The organism is Chitinophaga hostae, from assembly GCF_018224885.1.
Taxonomy (GTDB): Bacteria; Bacteroidota; Bacteroidia; order Chitinophagales; family Chitinophagaceae; genus Chitinophaga; species Chitinophaga hostae.
This window is the reverse complement of the sequence record NZ_JAGTXB010000020.1, coordinates 66679-85434: the sequence shown is the minus strand read 5'-3', so window position 1 is coordinate 85434 and position 18756 is coordinate 66679. Positions and strand designations below refer to the sequence as shown.

Below are 18756 nucleotides of genomic sequence, written 5' to 3'. Positions count from 1 at the left end.
CTGCACATCATGAAAACAATCTACATGTTAACGGCTGCCTTATGCCTGTTAATTACCTCTGAAACATTTGCGCAGCAAGACTCTGCAGCAATGATGAAGGCCTGGATGGAGTATATGACGCCAGGTCCCGTTCATCAGAAAATGGCCATGGCCGACGGTGAATGGACAGCTGATATGACGATGTGGGAAAAGCCCGATGCCCCGCCTACCAAAACTACCGGCGCCTGTGTCAACAAAATGATCCTGGGCGGCCGCTACTGCGAAAGCCGCTATACCGCCACCATGATGGGAATGGCTTTTGAAGGCATTGGCGTCCTGGCCTACGACAACCAACGCAAAGTATTTATCAACAGCTGGATCGACAACATGGGCACCGGCATTACCATCCTGGAAGGCGCCTGGGATGATGCTACCCACTCGCTGGAGCTAAAGGGAAAAGTAACAGATCCCCTTACCGGCAAAGATTGTAACCTGCGCCAGGTAACAAAATGGACCGACAAAGATCATCAAACCATGGAAATGTACCGGACCGTAGATGGAAAGGAAATCAAGGACATGGAAATTGTGATGACGCGGAAGTAAGGCGTTTTTTTGCCCAGGATTTTTTTGCCCAGGATTAAACTGATTTTTGATGATTTAAAGGATTTTTTATTGTGATTATAATTTGATTTTAAAAGATTCAGGAAGATATAAATAAAGATTCGCTGGTATCTTCCCGAATCTTTTAAAATCAAAAAAGAAAAAATCCTTTAAATCATCAAAAATCAGTTTAATCCTGGGCAAAAAAATCCTGGGCAAGAAAAAAAACCGCGTTAACGCAACATGGTACCCGGTGTAACCCCAAACTGTTTTTTAAATGCCCGCTGAAAATGTTGCGGGTGACTGTATCCCAGCTTATAGGCGATTTCAGAAATGTTATATTGTCCTTCCCGGATCATTTGCTGTGCCCTTGTTAACCGCATTTCATGTACAAAGCCGTATACGGTGGTATTAAACAATTCCCGGAAACCCTTCTTCAGCTTAAATTCATTCAGCTGGCATAATTTCGAGAGCTCCGCTAAAGCAGGTGGTTGATCCAGTTGTTGTTCGAGGAGGGTACGTGCTGCATACAGCTTGTCGATATCCGGGCGGGGAATGCTCGTCGTTTTTTTTACCACGGGTTGCAGCAACCCTTCACATTGCAGGGACAGCAGGTCCAGTATCTTCGATTCAATATAAAGCTTTTTTAAGCCCTCCGGGTTAGGGCATTGCCAGATGGTATCAAAAATATACTTCATCCCGGCGGTGATCACCGGGGCGGGCGACTCCAGTATAAAGGGTTTTCCGGCGTATATCTTCTCGGCATATTTTTCCAGTTCCGGCACATAGGCCGTCAATAATTCGGCCATCCTGTCGGGGTTTACATGTACGCCGAAAGTGCGGAATTTACCATATCCTATCAGCTCATTTTTCTCCAGGCTCCCGGGGTTAAACATAATGTTGTTGGCTCCCCTGGCGCATAGCCGCTTGCCGGGAAAACCTTCTATCGTTTGATACAGATCTCCTTCCACGATGAAATTCATTTCCACGAACGGCATACTGTTCAGGTGCTGCCAGGGCGGCGCAATACGATCGGTTTGAAAGCGGCTGTCGGCCACGCCCATCCTGTTTAACATCGCCAGGGTAATGATGCCTTGCTTATCTTCAAAAGGCAACGCCAGGTCCTGTACCACCGCTCTGCCGGGTGAAAACATCTGATCGTAGGAAGCAGGGGCCGGCGGTAATGTACGCTCTACCATACCAGGTGGGTTTTATTTTCAAAAATGGTACAAAGTTATCCGTTATATGCCATCTGTTGGGTGGGTAAAACAACAATTTTACCGGAAATAATAAGATGGTTATGCCAAACAAAATTAAAGAGAATAACGAACAAACACCGGTATTAATTATCGGCGGCGGCTTAACGGGGTTATCGGCCGCACTTTTCCTGTTACAGCAGGGCATACGCCCGTTGCTGGTGGAACGCCATGCAAGCACCTCCATTCATCCCCGCTCACGCGGCTTTGATGTACGTACCATGGAGCTGTTCCGGGGGCTACAGGTAGATGACGAGATCCGCGAAGCCGGCAAAGCGCTGGCCGTTGCCTGGGGAATGTATGCCGGCGCCGATTTAAAGGCTATTACCGACCAGGTGAGTCCCGACCGCGAAAGGGTAAAACACCCCGTGGAGTTCCGGGAACTGGAAAAACTGGCCGCCCTCAGCCCTGTTTCCGGCGCCCGCTGCACCCAGGACCTCTGTGAACCCATTCTCCTGAAAACCGCCATTGCCCGGGGCGCCGATGTTCGCTTTCATACAGAACTGCTGTCGTTTACACAAACCACCGATCAGGTTACAGCGTATATCCGTAACCGTGATAACGGTGAAACCAGCACCGTTACCTGTCAGTATATGATTGCAGCCGACGGCAGCAGCAGCCCTGTTCGTCGCGAACTCAACGCCGCCACCACCGGCCCCGGCCCGCTGGGCACCCTCCTGAATGTTTACTTTGAATCACCGCTGACAGAACAGGTACGCGACCGGGAATTCAGCCTCGGCGTCATCGAAAGACCCGGTATTTCCGGTATGCTCGCCGCCATCAACAACAGCGATAAATGGGTACTGCATCTTCACTATGATGCAAACCACGAAACACCCGGGGACTATACCAACACCCGCCTGCTTCAAATTATCCGCGAAATTATCGGCATCCCTGATTTTCCTGTACGTATCATCAGCGTATTGCCCTGGCAACCCACCGTCAACGCGGTGACTAACATGCAATATGGCCGTATCTTTATTGCCGGCGACGCTGCCCACCAAATGACACCCTATGGCGGAAAAGGCGCTGCCACCGGTGTGCAGGATGTGCATAACCTCGCCTGGAAACTGGCACTGGTACTGCAACAAAAAGCCTCCCCCGCACTATTGAATACCTACTCCCCCGAACGGCAACCTATAGGACTGGAAAACGCCCTCCTCTCCGGCAGCATGGCCAACGATAAAGGGCTCGTCAACATCAACATAATAAAACAAGCACGCGAAAACGCCACCCGGGAGGGAGACTTTGCCTGGATGAAGCGTTTGCTGGGGCTGCCCGACTATACCTATACTTCCGCCGCTATCGCCGGGAAACCTGCCGCTCCCGCCTCAGACATTATCAAGGCCGACGGACAACCCGGTACCCGCGTTCCACACCTGTGGCTGCACGAAAACGGCGTACGCCAATCTACCATCGACCTGGCTGTTACCCACTTCTTACTGATCACCACCGACAACGGGGAAGCCTGGCAGGAAACCGCCGCCAACGTTGCACAACGATTTAATATTCCGCTGCCCGTAAAAAGTATCACTACGGAAGAATGGAAAACTGCCGCCAAACTGCAACCCGGTATGGCGCTCCTCGTACGCCCCGACGGCTTCATCGCCTGGCGTTCGGATGATCCGGAGTATACGTTGACCACGGCAATGCAGCGGATTTTGTCTTGCCCAGGATTGTCTTGCCCAGGATTAAACTGATTTTGATGATTTAGATGATTTTTTTATTGCGATTATAATTTGATTTTTAAAAGATTCGGGAAGATATAAGCGAATCTTTATTGATATCTTCCTGAATCTTTTAAAAATCAAAAAAGAAAAAATCATCTAAATCATCAAAATCAGTTTAATCCCGGGCAAGACAAAATTCCTCCTTTGTTTTTCCCCGTTTTAATTGTAATATGGCATCACAGTACTTCCGGCCATTGTCAACCAGGCTATGTAAAGTTTCTGTTAAGACTGACACACGGTATGCAAAAATGAGTAGGCACACGCTACTTTTAACTTTGTTTTTTCTTTAAAGGGCCACAGCACCAAATGATTCCAGGAAATGACTTAAAGAAAGAATGGCAGGACTTTGCAACACAGGAAAGCCAACCGGCTTTCTACCGCATCTACACGCACTATTATCACTACCTGACTTACCTGGGCGTAAAAAAAGGAGCTAACAGCGAACTGGTGAAAGATGTGATTAACGACGTATTCCTTTTTTTATGGGAAAGCCGGCTGAAGCTCCGGGAAATTCATCATTTTCATAATTATATTATCACCATTTTTCTGCGCAAACTGTTCCGCAAAGAGTCTTTCGTAGAAGAAGTGAATGAAGCCATGGACTTACCGGAATGGCTGTTATCCACATCGGTGGAGGAACAGCTGATTGACCGGGAACAAACTGCCCAGCTCAGCAAAACCGTACGGGCCTATATCGCCAATCTCCCTTCCCGGCAACAGCAGATGATCTATCAGAAGTTTTTCCTGAACCTGTCTTATCCTGAAATCGCCGCCGCCAACGGCGTCTCTGTAAATACTGTTTATAATACCATCTACAAAACACTGGACAAGCTCAAAGCCGGTATCAATAAAGAATTGATCAGTGTGCTCCTCTACGTTTCCTTTGCCGGTTATATTTTATTTTCAAATTGAGTAGTGAAAACTCCCCGTCTTTTGCTCTATTAGGAAACAGCTGAACAATTATGCCCGGAAAGGACATGTCACCACTTATATCCGACGAGCGATTCATCAACTACTGCCTGCAACGCAACCCGGTAGATGTATTGTACTGGGAAGACCGGCTCCGGCAGGATCCTGAACTGGAAAAAGAAGTGGCCGCATTAAAGCCGCTGGTACTGGCATTGGCGGGGCAGTCGCAATATAACGAGGCCCAACAGCAACAGGAACGCCTCCGGCAGTTGATCGCAGAAAAAGAACAGCTGCCAAAGGCCTTGCCATCTCCCTATAAAAACTGGTACCGGATGGCCGCCGCAGCAGTAGTGCTGGCCCTGCTGACTGCCGGTATCTACCTCTTCAAAACACCCGCCAGGCCCATACCCGTGGCACAACAGGCGCCGGCGGCTGATGTTGCGCCCGGCGGCAATAAAGCCATGCTTACGCTGGCCGATGGCTCCCGCATTGCGCTCGATGATGCCGCCAACGGTAAGGTAGCTCAACAGGCAGGCGTAAATATTTCCAAAACCAAAAATGGCCAGCTCGTATACACCATCGATCCCGCCACTGCACCGGCAGCTGCCATTACTTACAATACCATACAAACACCCAACGGCGGCCAATACCAGGTAAACCTTCCCGATGGCAGTAAGGTGTGGCTCAATGCCGCCTCTTCACTCTCCTTCCCGGTTGCATTCACAGCCCATGAACGTGCCGTAAAACTTACCGGGGAAGCCTATTTTGAAATAGCACCCGATGGTAATGCGCCGTTTAAAGTAACAGTGAATAATATGACCGTGCAGGTACTGGGCACCCATTTCAATATTATGGCCTATGCCAACGAAAAAAGCATCAACACCACCCTGCTGGAAGGAGCCGTAAGGATTACGAATGAAAAAGATTCCAAAGTGCTGTCGCCGGGTCAGCAGGCCCGCCTCACCGATCATATCGCCGTATCCGACACCGATACCGATGATGCCGTGGCCTGGAAAAATGGCATGACCGTATTTAAAAATGCCGATATACAAAGCATCATGCGCCAGATCAGCCGCTGGTACGATGTGGAAATAGAATATAAAGGAGAAATACCCGAACGGTTGTTTACGGGTAAAATACCCAGGAACGTGAATGTATCAAAAGTATTGAGGGTACTGGAACTGAGCCAGATTCATTTCAGCATATCCGGAAAAAAAATTATCGTAATGCCATAAACACTACCACATGAGCGCATAATTACCTATTCCCATCCTGTAATTCACTCATAAAAAATCCGATAGTGGTGGAACACTACCGGAGGGAACCCTTTTTTGCAAAAAGGTTCATTGAGTCAGTTATTTAAAGATCCGCTAAGACGATTAAACACTTCACCCAAACCTTACAAAAGTATGAAATTTTCAATGCTTTGTATTCCTCCGTATGAACAATGGAAGAAGCACATTAAAATCCTGTTGATTATGAAACTGACGGTATTTCTATTACTCATTGCCTGTTTACAGGTAAGTGCCGCAGCCTATGCACAGCGTATTACCCTGTCCGAAAAACAGGTATCGCTGGAGCATGTTTTCAAAAAAATTGAAAAACAATCGGGCTACCTCTTCTGGTTTGAAAATGCCACCATGCAACAAACCGGAAAGGTAAACATACAGGTAAAAGACGCTACCCTGCAACAGGTGCTGGAACTGTGTTTCAAAGACCAGCCGCTTACCTACAGCCTGATGGATAACATTGTGGTGGTAAGCACAAAAATAGCCCCCTTTAACCCGCTTACACTCCTGCAGATAAAGGGAAAAGTTACCGACGAAAAAGGAGCTGCACTCCCCGGCGCCATCGTAAAAATAAAGGGCAGCGCACTTGCTACCGCCACTGATGCCAACGGATTTTTTGAGTTCAGGGAAGCCGGCAATAACGTAGTACTGGTGGTTTCCTTTGTCGGTTTTTTCACGCAGGAAATACCCTATACCGGTCAGGCAGATTTTACCGTAACACTCAGGGAAAAACCTACCGGTCTCGATGAAGTAGTGGTAGTAGGCTACGGACAGGTCGCTAAAAAAGACCTTACCGGCTCGGTTGCCACTATCAAATCAGAAGCCTTTGAAAACGTGCCTATCCTCAGCATCGACCAGATGCTGCAGGGCAAAGCACCCGGTATGCAGGTAACCTCCGTCAGCGGACAACCGGGCGACGGTACCAGTATCCGCATCCGCGGCGGCAACTCACTCAATGCGACCAACGAACCGCTGTACGTGGTAGATGGGATCATCGCTGCCAGCGATGAATTTAACCTCAACCTCCTCAACCCGGAAGATATCGCTTCCATCGATGTGCTGAAAGACGCTTCCTCTACGGCTATCTACGGCGCCCGCGGCTCTAATGGCGTTATCCTTATCACCACCAAAAAAGGAAAACAGGGTCGTGATCGTGTATCCGTTAACGTTAATACCGGTTTCCAGGAGCTGCCCAAATTTATTGAAATGATGAACGGGCCTGAATATGCGCAATTGGTAAACGATCAGCTGGCATCGCAGGGCAAAGCACCGTTTTATTCAAACGTAGACTCTGTTGCCAATACCGACTGGCAGCGGGAAATCACCCACCGCGCCCGGCAAACAAGTATCACGGCACAGGCATCCGGAGGCGACGCTAAATCAAATTATATGCTTTCCGGTAACTATGCCGACCAGGACGGTATTATCCTCAACAGCGGTTTTAAACGCTACCAGTTCCGGCTCAACTATACCCGTAACGTATCTTCCAAAGTACAGGTAAACACTACCCTCAACGCCGGCAGCGGTCTTACAAGGAACAACCCCGTTTCACTGGGCGGCCTGGATTATTATTCCTCTGCATTGGGTGTAGCGCCTACCATGCCGGTATACAAAGCCGATGGTACTTTTGCACTGAAACGTGAATATAGTTCCGGTAACCTGAACCATCCGCTGGCACAGGCTACCTATATCTCCAATCCTATCAGGCGCAACAACCTCCTGGGAAATGTGACCTTTAACTATAAACCGATTAAAGATCTCACGTTCAAATCATCCTTTGGCACGGAGCTGAACTTTATCAAAAACAATTCTTATTCTTCCGGCCAGCTGCCGGTAGCCAAAAACGGCAACGGCGGCGGAGTAGCCAGCGTTACCACCACGCAGGAAATGATGTATCTCCTGGAAAACACACTTTCCTATAACAAGAAATTCGCAGGTAAACATAGTCTGGATGCCGTTGCCGGTATGACCTTCCAGTCGTATACCCTCGAATCACTGAACGGCAAAGGCTCCAAGTACCCTACCGATGGCATGGAATACAACAACCTGAACGGCACCGATCAAAGCACCTTTATTATCGGTTCCGGCTACTCGCAGTTTGCGATCGTGTCGTACCTGGGAAGAGTTAACTATGGTTATAAAGATAAATACCTCCTTACCCTCACCGGCAGGGTAGATGGTTCTTCCCGCTTTGCCGTCAACAACAAATACGCATTTTTCCCGGCGGTAGCCTTTGCCTGGAGAGCCATTGAAGAACCATTTATTAAAAACCTGGATGTATTTTCCAATCTTAAATTCAGGGCCAGCTATGGTAAAGTAGGTAACCAGGCCATTCCTCCATATGGCTCACTTCCTACGTTGACAGGTTCCCGTTATATTCTCGGCAACAACAGCAACACGCTCGGTTATATACAGGGCAACTATGGCAACCCGGACCTGCGCTGGGAAACTACCGGCCAGTACGACCTGGGTATAGAAGCAGGATTTTTTAAGAACCGCCTTACCGTGGAAGCAGACATATATTCCAAACGCACCAACAACCTGCTGAACAGTAAACAGCTGCCCGAACAAACCGGCTACTCCAGCATCACCACCAACATCGGCGCCATCCGTAACAGTGGCCTGGAACTGATGATCAACACCGTGAACATTGACCGCAGAAATTTCAAATGGAGTACCTCCTTCAACATCGCTACCAATAAAAATAAAGTAGTGGACCTCGGTGGAGTGGATTATATTCTCACAAAAAATGTTTCCTATGCAGGCAATGTGAGCAGGTTAACCCTCGGCGACCCGGTAGGCACCTTCTGGGGAGCAGACTACTATGGCACCCGCAAAACGCTGGAGAAAGTGCCCGGGGCCGTAAGCCCCAACGCCGTGCCACGTTTGGGCGAAGCGTTGTATGTAGATACCAACGGCGATGGTAAATTAAGTGTAGATGATTACCACGTAATAGGCAACTCCAACCCGGACTACTTCGGCGGTTTATCCAATAGCTTTACCTATAAAAGATTTACGCTGAGCTTTTATATGTCGTTTTCAAAAGGCAACCAGATCATGAACATTGCCGATGCCTTTTATAATTCAGCCGACCTGCTATCAAACCAATACAAATCAATGGTGAACCGCTGGTCGCCGCAAAATCCCAATTCGGAAATACCGGCATTTTCAAGAGATTATATCCCCAATACCCGCTGGGTATACGACGGTTCTTTTCTTCGCTTGAAGTCGCTGACAGTCGGATATAATCTGCCTGCAAAAGCCTTGCATGCCAGCTGGTTCCAGAACATTAACATTTACCTGTCGGGCTCCAACCTGTTCCTGGCCACCAGTTACCCATACTACGATCCGGAGACCAACGCCTATGGCAAAAGCTCTACCGTACGCGGATTTGACGCTACCAACTATCCGCAAAGCAGGACTTATGTAGCAGGACTTAAAGTTGATTTTTAATTTATTGAATTATAGTACATGAAAAAGATATTAACACTGCTCTCCCTGTGTTTGTTGTTAACAACCGCTTGTGATAAGCAGCTAGCAGAAGATCCGAAGAGCTCCATCGGCACCAACAGCTTCTATTCCAATGATACGGAAGCAGTGCTGGGCGTAAACGGCGTATACTCCTGGCTCGGCACCTCCGGCGCTTTTAAAAGCAGTCTTTGGCGTGCGCTCGATGAAGGCACCGATGTGATCCGCGGCAGGATCTGGGTAAACGACCCGGTGCCTACCTACACGTTAACCGCCTTCAATCCGGGCTACACCTCCGCCATCTGGTCTACCATGTATCGCGGTATCAGCAACGCCAACCTGGTGATCGATAAAGTAAGTAAATCGACCGGTATCAGCAAAGCCATCAAGGACCGCGTTATCGGAGAAACCAAATTCCTGCGCTCACTATACTACTACTATCTCACCGGTTTATTCGGAGATGTGGTATACTATGATGAAACCAACTATACCATCGAAAATACGCAGGGACTTCCCCGTATTGCCGCCGATCAGATCCGGGAAAAACTGGTGGAAAGCCTGCTGGATGCAGAAAGTAAGCTGCCGGCCAAATTCACCGGCGCCGACGTTGGCAGAGCCACCAAAGGCGCGGCACAAACCCTGCTGACAAAGATCTACCTGTGGCAGAAAAAATGGGATCTCGCACAAAAAAAAGCGCAGGAGATAGTAGACAGCAAAACTTATACACTCCCTGCCAACTATGCTGACGTATTTACAGAAGCCAATGAATTCGGACCCGAAATTATTTTCGAGGTCGACTTTGAGCCGATACTAAACGGGCAGGATCATGCAGCCTGGTACGAACCACATAACCAGGTAGGCGTAAGTCCGTTTGTAAGCCGCTCCTGGTACGGCACCTACATTCCTTACACCACCTTCCTTAATACCATTGAGCCCAACGATAAACGCAGCGCCGCCATCATTGCCACCAGCTATAACGGCCAGCCCTTTAAAGTAGATCCCACCTCCGGAATCAAAGCATGGAGCGGACCCAAATTATGGCGGCTCAATACCCAGCAGGATAACGACGGCGGTCTCGATATGTACGTATTCCGTTATGCCGATGTACTGCTGATGCTGGCTGAAGCAGCCAACGAAAACAACAGCCCCGATAAAGCATTATGGGGGGTTAATGAAGTAAGAAAGAGAGCTTTTGGCGCCGATGGCGTTTTTACTGCACCACTGGCGCAACAGGCCATGCGCGATTACCTGTTTAAAGAGCGCGCCATAGAATTTTATGGAGAAGGCCAACGCCGCCTCGACCTCATCCGCTGGGGCAAACTGGTATCATCAGTAAGAACCGCTGCCGCCACAGAAGACGCCTTTATTGCCACCAATATCCAGGATTTCCATGTACGCTACCCTATTCCTGCAGTGGAAATTCAGAAGAATCCTGCCCTCAATCCAAACAATGAGGGATACTGATGTAGCTTTTAGCGGTTAGCTGTTAGCTGTTAGTTAAATGCAGCGGAGATTTGTCTTGCCCAGGATTAGACTGATTAGGACGATTTTCAGGATTTTATCATTTTGATTTTACAAGATTAAAAAAGATTAGCGAAGATAGATGGAGAGATACACCATCGGTCTTCGCTAATCTTTTTTAATCAATAAAAAAAAATCCTGAAAATCGTCCTAATCAGTCTAATCCTGGGCAAGACAAATCTCCGCTGCATTTACTAACAGCTAATGGCTAACAGCTATTCCAACTGCTCCCGCTTGCGCAGCCACCTTTGCGCCCAGTTTATTGGCAAAAACAAGACACTCGCGGGGAGGGCGCTGTTGGATAAAACTATGCAGGAAGCCCGCCAGGAAGGCGTCGCCGCTGCCAATGGTATCAACTACCTGTACCGGGATGCCCGGTTCCACGTAAAAAGTATCGTTCATGAAAAGCAGCGCCCCATCGGCTCCCATGGTAACTACAATAGTGGAAATATTAAAACGGGCCGACAGCTCCCGCACCGCCCATTCCTTGTCTTCATACGGATGATACCAGCTGCTGATCAGTTCCAGTTCCGATATATTCAGCTTCAGGATATCGCAGTGTTGCAGCAGCCACTCCACATATCCGCGGGTGTAGTGCGGCGCCCGAAGGTTAATATCCAGCACTTTGATGAGCTCTTCTCTCAGCGCTTCTTCCAGGGTGAGGCGTGAAACGGCATCACGGGAACAGAGACTTCCAAATACAAAGTAACGTGTTCCCGGCTGCTTCAGCAGTGCAGTCAAAGGTGGCTCCCAGCGGATAAAATCCCACGCTGCCGGGTATACGATATCATAATGCACATCAGCAGGATTGGTCATGTCTGCATATACCTTACCTGTTTCCTGTTGCTCATCTACCTGTATATATTCAGTGCTTAAATGGTAACCACGGAGCATGTCCAGCAGACGCTGACCATGGGCATCGTGGCCTACCCGCGATATCAGCGACACCTTTTCTCCCAACTGCTGCAGATGCCAGGCAACATTCATGACGGCGCCGCCGGGTAATTCCTTACCCGGTAGAATATCCCATAACATTTCTCCAAAACAGATGATAGCGTTTGACATAATTTCCGGTTTTGATTAGTTGTCACGATCCCGTGCACTTACATTTGTAATGATACAAAATACGGTAAAGCACTTATATTTATACTACGAATATCCTCCATAAACCCGGAAAAAATGCACCAGGAAGAACATTTAAAGAGCTCAGATTTTATTACAGACATGGTGATCGGTATGAGCGACGGTCTTACCGTTCCCTTCGCGTTGGCTGCCGGCCTTAGCGGAGCCGTGAGCAGCAACAACATTATCCTCACCGCCGGTATTGCTGAAATAGTCGCTGGCTGCATTGCCATGGGACTGGGTGGCTACCTCGCGGGAAAAACGGAGCTGGAGCACTATGAAAGCGAACTAAAAAGAGAATACACAGAAGTGGAAACGGTGCCGGAAAAGGAAATGGAGGAAGTAAAGGAGATATTTGCGGAATACGGACTGAGTGCAGCAGCACAGGCACTCATCGCCTCCGAGCTGTCGAAAGATAAAACCAAATGGGTCAATTTCATGATGAAATTTGAGCTGGGCCTGGAAGCCCCTAATCCCAACCGCGCGAGACAAAGCGCCCTCACCATTGGCGCTTCCTATTTTGTGGGAGGACTACTGCCATTATCGGCCTACCTGTTCACGGACACGCCTCAACGCGGATTGATCGGCTCTACGGTACTCACTATTATCTGCCTGTTTGTATTTGGCTATTTTAAAAGCAAAGTCACTGGTCAGCCGCCAGTACAGGGCGCGCTGAAAGTAACCATGATAGGGATACTCGCCGCGGCGGCGGCATTCGGCATTGCCAAACTGGTTGCCTGATCTGTGAACATAAAGACCTTAAAACTGTTAGCAACAAAGTAACCCGTTAATCGATTTCATGAAACTGTCGCCCAGGTTAAAAAAATGGATCAAAATACTAGCCATACTACTCCTGCTAAGGATAGTGGTTGGTGTGCTGCTCTACTACCTGGTAGAACAAAAGTTTGTGAAGATCGTTCAATACCTGGTAAACAAGGAATCCGGCGATACTTACCGGTTTGATGCAGACGATATTGATTTTTCACTCTGGAACAGGAACATCGTGGTACGCGGCGCAAAACTCACCGGCAAAGATACCGTACACGTAAATGCACATTACGATGTAAAAATCCCCAGGATCTATTTGTCTATTCAATCCTGGCGCACGCTGATCTTCGATAAAAAACTGCTGGTCGACAGTCTTTCTGTGATCGGTCCTTCCCTGTTTATTCACGAACACGTTGCGCCGGGTCCGCGACAGCAAAACTTCCAGTTGTCGTCCATCGTGGATCACCTGGAAAGCGCCTTACAATATGTGAATGCGCGGATCGTACATCTGCAGGATGGATCGCTGGTATACAGCAAAGTAAACGGCCCCCCGCCCCTACGGCTGGATCATTTCAATTTTTCTATTCTCAACTTCTCTAAAGTCACTAGCTCCGACAACCACATCCTGGCCTCTGAAGACGTCGACTTTTCTTTCGACAATCAGCACTGGGTGTTGCCGGATGGCCGCAACACCATTAGTTTTAAACGGCTTCACTTTTCGGGGAAGCAACAGGTATTTGAAATGGACTCCTGTACCATATTCAGCGCAGCCACCGCCAATAAGGGAGAAATGTCGTTGCAGGCAGATAAATTCTATTTCAATGCCCGGCACCTGCCCGCAATTTATATGCGGCAGGAACTACTGATCGATACGTTGGTGTGCGTGCGGCCTGTATTAAAATTACCCGGCAGAAAGGCGACTGTAAAAGATAAAAAGATTGCATTAGACAGCATCCCCAATACACTGTTCAAAAAAATGAACTTCAAATATATTGCAGTGAAAGACGGGGAACTATTGCTGAAGGGAAATGTGTCCACAGGTGTTACCCAAGGTACCAACCTGCGCATCTACAACCTCACCATCGCACACGATACCGTACCCGGTATTACCACCGACAGCATTTCGCTGAACCTGGATAAAATAAAGTTTTATTCACTCGACAGTATGTTCCAACTGAGCGTAGATGAATTTATCCTGCAACACAACGATGTTATTTTTAATAGCGTAGAATACGGTCCCACGCAAAAAAATCATTCCGGCAAAGGCCTCACCTTTACTGCGCCATCGCTGCGGCTCAATGATGTAAGCCTGGAAGACCTGCTGCAAAAGCACCTGAAAGCGGGTAATGCCATACTGTATTCACCGGGCATCACCTTTCAGACTAAAAGTAAAAAAACGGGGAAAGGGAATACCCTGCCGGCCGACAGCAGTATTAAAATGCCGGCGTTTTATCAAACCCTGCATGGGTTAAGTGGACTGATCAAGGTGGATACCTTCCGGATAGTGGACGGTAATGTCAATTTCATGGTCACCGGAAAATCAGCACTTGCCTTGAGACTGAAAAATGTAAATACAGATATCCTGCTGCATAATTTCTTTATGAGTGATTCACTGGTAGATATCAAACATGCCATGCCCAACCTGCATATCCGGGAAATGAGCGTAGCATCAGACAAAGTAAATGTAACAGTGAACAACTATACTTTTGATGGTAAACAACGGCATAATAAAGCGGATAAGTTATTGGTCATCCTTTCCAATGGTACCCGTATTACCAGTACCAGCCTATATTGGGAGGTGTTTGACTGGGACGTTTTCCAGCAAACAAAGGATATACAGGTAGATGTATTACGCTTCGGCGCCTTAAATATACAAACACAAAAGGCAAACACACCCCAACCTGCCACCGCCAAAAATCTGCCGGTCATACGCATAGCGCAACTGGATATCGGTCAGCTGCAATTCAGCAGCAACGGCGCTGCCGCACACAGCAGTCTTGATGGAACCGGGATAGCGCTTCGCAACGTACGCACACTGCAACGGTTTATTACCTGGAGCAGCGCTGCCGGTAAATTCTACCATATCAGCAGCCACAGCCCCGAAATGGACCTGGAGGTAGCAAACGTATCGCTTAACAGCACCGGCACTACTACACTAAGCAATGCTGCGATGCAACTCCATAACGGAAACGGGCATACTAAAATATCGGTTCCCACACTAAGTATACAAACGGGTATTCATAGCACCGATTTCAGTCGCCTGCAGGTGCAGTCACTCCATATCGACCGCCCCCGCGTGGAGATACTGAACAATGGCGCAGCGCCTTCCGCACATCGCAAAGCAGCGCCGCTGGAAGCGGTGATGGCACAACTGCATGTGCAGGATGCCGGCATTCAATACACAAAGATCAACGGGAATGACAGCACCCGGCTACAGACTACGTTGCAGTTTTCCGGCAGCAAAGTATCGCTGCATACCGGTCACGAAAAGTTATTGACATATGATCAGCTGCAACTGGAAGCCACTCCCTTGCAGTTCAACAACAACAGCGGCACGGAACTGGCTATCCCCAAAATATCCCTACAGCTGGCCAAAGGAACGCTGCATAAGGATAAAGCCGGTCAGCTGGCGCTGCACTCCGGTGTTGCCGCCACATGGCAGGGATTGCAGTTAACGCAGCACCGGGGCGATACCATGGAGCTCACCGTTAAACAACTATCCGGCATGTTTAATGATGCGGCTCTCTCTTTCCAGCAACACCACAAGATAGCGTGGCAGCCGTTCCTGGCTAATACCGGCATCAGTGAAGGCGCTGTATTTTATCGCAACAAACAACTGCATGTTGCCGCCGGCAGTTTTAAACTGGATCCGGTTACTCATACTGCAGAGGTTAATGATTTTAGTATGACACCCAACCTCAGCGCCGAAGAAACCTTCCGCACCGCTCGCTGGCAACGGGATTACATTACCGTAAAGGGTTCAGCGCTGCAGCTCAGCGGCATACAGGTGAATGATGCCCCGGGCGATACCACCATCCGCATCCGGAAAGTAATGGCAGACAGCACCCTGCTTACAACGGCCAGGGATAAACGAATTCCGTTTGAACACGGCGTCGAAAAATTAATGCCTACCAAATTGATTCATTCGCTGCCGGTAGCGTTACAGGTAGATTCCATCGTGTTACGGAACGCCGCCGTCACCGTAAACGAATCCTCCAAAGCCACCAATAAATGGTCGGCTGTACCAATCACTGCCATCAATGCACTCATTACGCATTTTGGCAACGTACATCCCAACAGCGATAGTCTGCGGGTACAGGCCAGTGGAAGATTGCTGGGCAACCCGATTCACTACTTCTCCTATAACGAATCGTACGGCGATTCCCTTTCCGGCTTTTATGCACAGAGCTACCTGGCGCCGATGGACCTGAAAGATTTTAATACCGTAGCCATTCCCATGGCCGCAGTAAAAGTAAGACGGGGCTACGCAGATACTATCTACTCCAGCTGGTCGGGGAATAAATATGCCACGCTGGGTGATATGAATTTCTATTATAACAGGCTTAATATACAGGTGCTCAATAAAAAAGATACTTTGAAACCCGGCTTTATGGCGAACCTGAAAACCTTGCTGGCCAATGCTGTTCTCAGAAATTCCAATCATCGGCCCACACGGATGTTCTTCGTGCGTGACCGGGAGAAATTTATTTTCAACTACTGGGTAAAAGCAGAAACTTCCGGTATCGTAACAGCCGTAGGTGTTAAGAAAAACCGGAAATACCTGAAAAGGTATAATAAAGTAGCGCGGAAGTACTCACTGCCCAAACGGTAAAACGGGGAGCTGGCGCCAGCATTTGAAATGCTTCCCTGCTATATGTATCTCGCCCCAAAAGCTGTAAATTGTAACTGAATATAGGAAACAGGAATTAAGTCATTTGAACTATTTATCCGACATTTGTTACCCAATTTTAATCGATTATGAAAGTTTGCATTGCTGAAAAACCAAGCGTGGCGAGGGATATTGCAGAAGTGATCGGCGCAAAACAACGCAAAGATGGCTACTATGAGGGCAATGGCTATCAGGTAACCTGGACTTTCGGTCATTTCTGTACCCTTAAAGAACCACACGATTATTACGAACAGTGGAAGTTCTGGCGACTGGAAGATCTTCCGATGATACCGCCCAGTTTCGGTATCAAGCTGATTGAAAACTCCGGCGTACAAAAACAGTTTAAGGTCATAGAAACCCTGGTACAACAATGTGAAGAGGTGATCAACTGCGGGGATGCCGGCCAGGAAGGAGAACTTATACAACGCTGGGTTTTGCTGAAAGCAAAATGCGCGGCGCCCATTAAAAGACTATGGATATCCTCTCTTACCACGGAGGCGATCCGTGATGGCTTTCTTCACCTGAAAGAATCAGAACAATATAATAACCTGTATGCCGCGGGAAGCGCCCGCGCTATAGGAGACTGGCTGCTCGGCATGAATGCCACCCGCCTGTTCACCAAAAAATTTGCACAGGGAAAGGTGGTATTATCCATAGGACGCGTACAAACACCCACGCTGGCTATGATTGTACAACGGCAAAAAGAAATCAATGCATTTGTATCGGAAGACTATTGGGAGCTCAAAACCATTTACCGGGAAACGGAATTCACCGCCGCCATTGACCGCCTGAAAAGTCCTGATAAAGCCGCCAAAGGTCTCGCCTACCTGAAAGAGCATCCATTTGAGGTTACTTCTTTCGAAAAAAAAGATGGCAAAGAAGGGAATCCCCGCCTGTTCGACCTCACCGCCTTACAGGTAGAAGCCAATAAAAAATTCGGTTTCTCTGCAGATGATACGCTTAAATACATCCAAAACCTGTATGAGAAAAAACTGACCACCTACCCAAGGGTAGATACCACTTACCTGTCGGAAGACCTGCATCCTAAAATTGCCGGTATACTGCAGGATATGACGCCCTACAGCGTGCTTACCGCCCCGCTGCTGGCTAACCCTATTCCAAAACTGAAAACGGTTTTTGACGATAAAAAAGTTACGGATCACCATGCTATCATTCCTACCGGTATGCACCCGGGTGGATTACCACTGGAAGAAAAGCGTATATACGACCTCGTGGCCCGCCGCTTTATTGCCGCCTTTTACCCGGAATGTAAGATCTCCAATACTACCGTGCTTGGAAAAGTAGGACAGGTACCGTTTAAGGTAACCGGTAAACAGATTATAGAACCGGGATGGAAAGAAGTATATGCCAACGATGTAAAAGAGAAAAAAGAGGGAGAAGAGGAAGAAAAGATACTGCCTCATTTCGAAGTGGGTGAAAGCGGTCCGCATACGCCACGTATTCACCAGGGGAAAACATCCCCGCCCAAAGCCTTTACCGAAGCGTCTTTGCTGAGAGCCATGGAAACCGCCGGTAAACAGGTAGACGATGAAGATTTGCGCGAGCTGTTGAAAGACAACGGTATTGGCCGTCCTTCTACCCGTGCCAACATCATTGAAACACTGTTCCGCAGAAAATATATAGAAAAGAAAAAGAAGAATATTTACGCCACGCAAACCGGCATTGACCTGATCGATACCATACAAACGGAGCTGTTGAAAAGCCCTGAACTTACCGGTCAGTGGGAACGCAAACTCCGTCTTATAGAAAAAGGCGAATATGCCATGGATACCTTCAAGGATGAACTGATTCAAATGGTGGTAGACCTCACCAAAGAAGTAAAAACATCCAGCTACAAATTCATCACCATTGCCCCTGATCCGCCACCGGTACCGGAAAAGGAAGAGAAACCAAAGAAAGAGCCCAAACCCAAAAAAGTTGTTGCTATCGGGGAAATACAATGTCCTAAATGCAAAACGCATTTACTCAAAAAAGGCAATACCGCCTATGGTTGTGCCAACTTCAAGGAATGTGGCTTCAAACTGCCCTTCGAATTGCTGGGCAAAAAATTAAATGACAAACAAATCGCAGACTTGCTTACCAAAGGCAAAACCAGTAAAATAAAAGGCTTGAAAGTACCTGGCAGCACGGAAGAAAAAGAGGGAAAATTGGTGCTGGGTACGGATTTCAATGTGGGTATAGAATAGGTTTTTTTCTTGGCCGTG

The 18756-nt window shown here is 48.1% G+C and carries 11 protein-coding genes; 9 read left to right on the top strand and 2 right to left on the bottom strand.

Annotated features, from left to right (window positions below):
- Nucleotides 1-9: 9 nt before the first annotated feature.
- Entirely contained in the window at nt 10-582 is a 573-nt protein-coding gene (locus tag KE626_RS27905) for a DUF1579 domain-containing protein (protein WP_211976323.1), read from the top strand.
- 230 nt (nt 583-812) lie between these two features.
- Here the strand turns inward: KE626_RS27905 and KE626_RS27900 are convergent, their stop codons facing one another.
- Nucleotides 813-1778 (bottom strand): helix-turn-helix transcriptional regulator, encoded by a 966-nt coding sequence (locus KE626_RS27900; protein ID WP_211976322.1) that lies wholly within the window; start codon nt 1776-1778, stop codon nt 813-815.
- A 101-nt stretch (nt 1779-1879) separates the two neighbouring features.
- Between KE626_RS27900 and KE626_RS27895 the strand changes: the two genes are divergently transcribed.
- From KE626_RS27895 to KE626_RS27875, 5 genes are all read left to right on the top strand, one after another.
- Complete coding sequence (locus tag KE626_RS27895; protein ID WP_211976321.1) at nt 1880-3535, top strand: FAD-dependent monooxygenase; 1656 nt, start codon at nt 1880-1882, stop codon at nt 3533-3535.
- Nucleotides 3536-3871: 336 nt separating this feature from the next.
- On the top strand, nt 3872-4477 hold the full coding sequence (locus KE626_RS27890) for an RNA polymerase sigma factor (RefSeq protein ID WP_211976320.1): 606 nt from the start codon (nt 3872-3874) through the stop codon (nt 4475-4477).
- Between the two features lie 65 nt (nt 4478-4542).
- Entirely contained in the window at nt 4543-5709 is a 1167-nt protein-coding gene (locus KE626_RS27885) for a FecR family protein (RefSeq protein ID WP_211976319.1), read from the top strand.
- Nucleotides 5710-5952: 243 nt separating this feature from the next.
- Nucleotides 5953-9216: a TonB-dependent receptor gene (locus KE626_RS27880; protein ID WP_211976318.1), complete on the top strand. Its 3264-nt coding sequence runs from the start codon at nt 5953-5955 to the stop codon at nt 9214-9216.
- A gap of 18 nt (nt 9217-9234) precedes the next feature.
- Entirely contained in the window at nt 9235-10695 is a 1461-nt protein-coding gene (locus tag KE626_RS27875; RefSeq protein WP_211976317.1) for a RagB/SusD family nutrient uptake outer membrane protein, read from the top strand.
- A 258-nt stretch (nt 10696-10953) separates the two neighbouring features.
- Here the strand turns inward: KE626_RS27875 and KE626_RS27870 are convergent, their stop codons facing one another.
- Nucleotides 10954-11817 (bottom strand): carbohydrate kinase family protein, encoded by an 864-nt coding sequence (locus KE626_RS27870; RefSeq protein ID WP_211976316.1) that lies wholly within the window; start codon nt 11815-11817, stop codon nt 10954-10956.
- 114 nt (nt 11818-11931) lie between these two features.
- On the opposite strand from KE626_RS27870, the gene KE626_RS27865 reads away from it, so the two are divergent.
- From KE626_RS27865 to KE626_RS27855, 3 genes are all read left to right on the top strand, one after another.
- The gene (locus tag KE626_RS27865) at nt 11932-12615 is read left to right on the top strand and encodes a VIT1/CCC1 transporter family protein (protein ID WP_211976315.1); all 684 of its coding nucleotides are present in this window, start codon (nt 11932-11934) and stop codon (nt 12613-12615) included.
- Nucleotides 12616-12673: 58 nt separating this feature from the next.
- On the top strand, nt 12674-16474 hold the full coding sequence (locus tag KE626_RS27860) for a hypothetical protein (protein WP_211976314.1): 3801 nt from the start codon (nt 12674-12676) through the stop codon (nt 16472-16474).
- A 146-nt stretch (nt 16475-16620) separates the two neighbouring features.
- Nucleotides 16621-18738, top strand: coding sequence for a DNA topoisomerase 3 (locus KE626_RS27855; RefSeq protein ID WP_211976313.1), 2118 nt, complete (start codon nt 16621-16623; stop codon nt 18736-18738).
- Nucleotides 18739-18756: the final 18 nt, after the last annotated feature.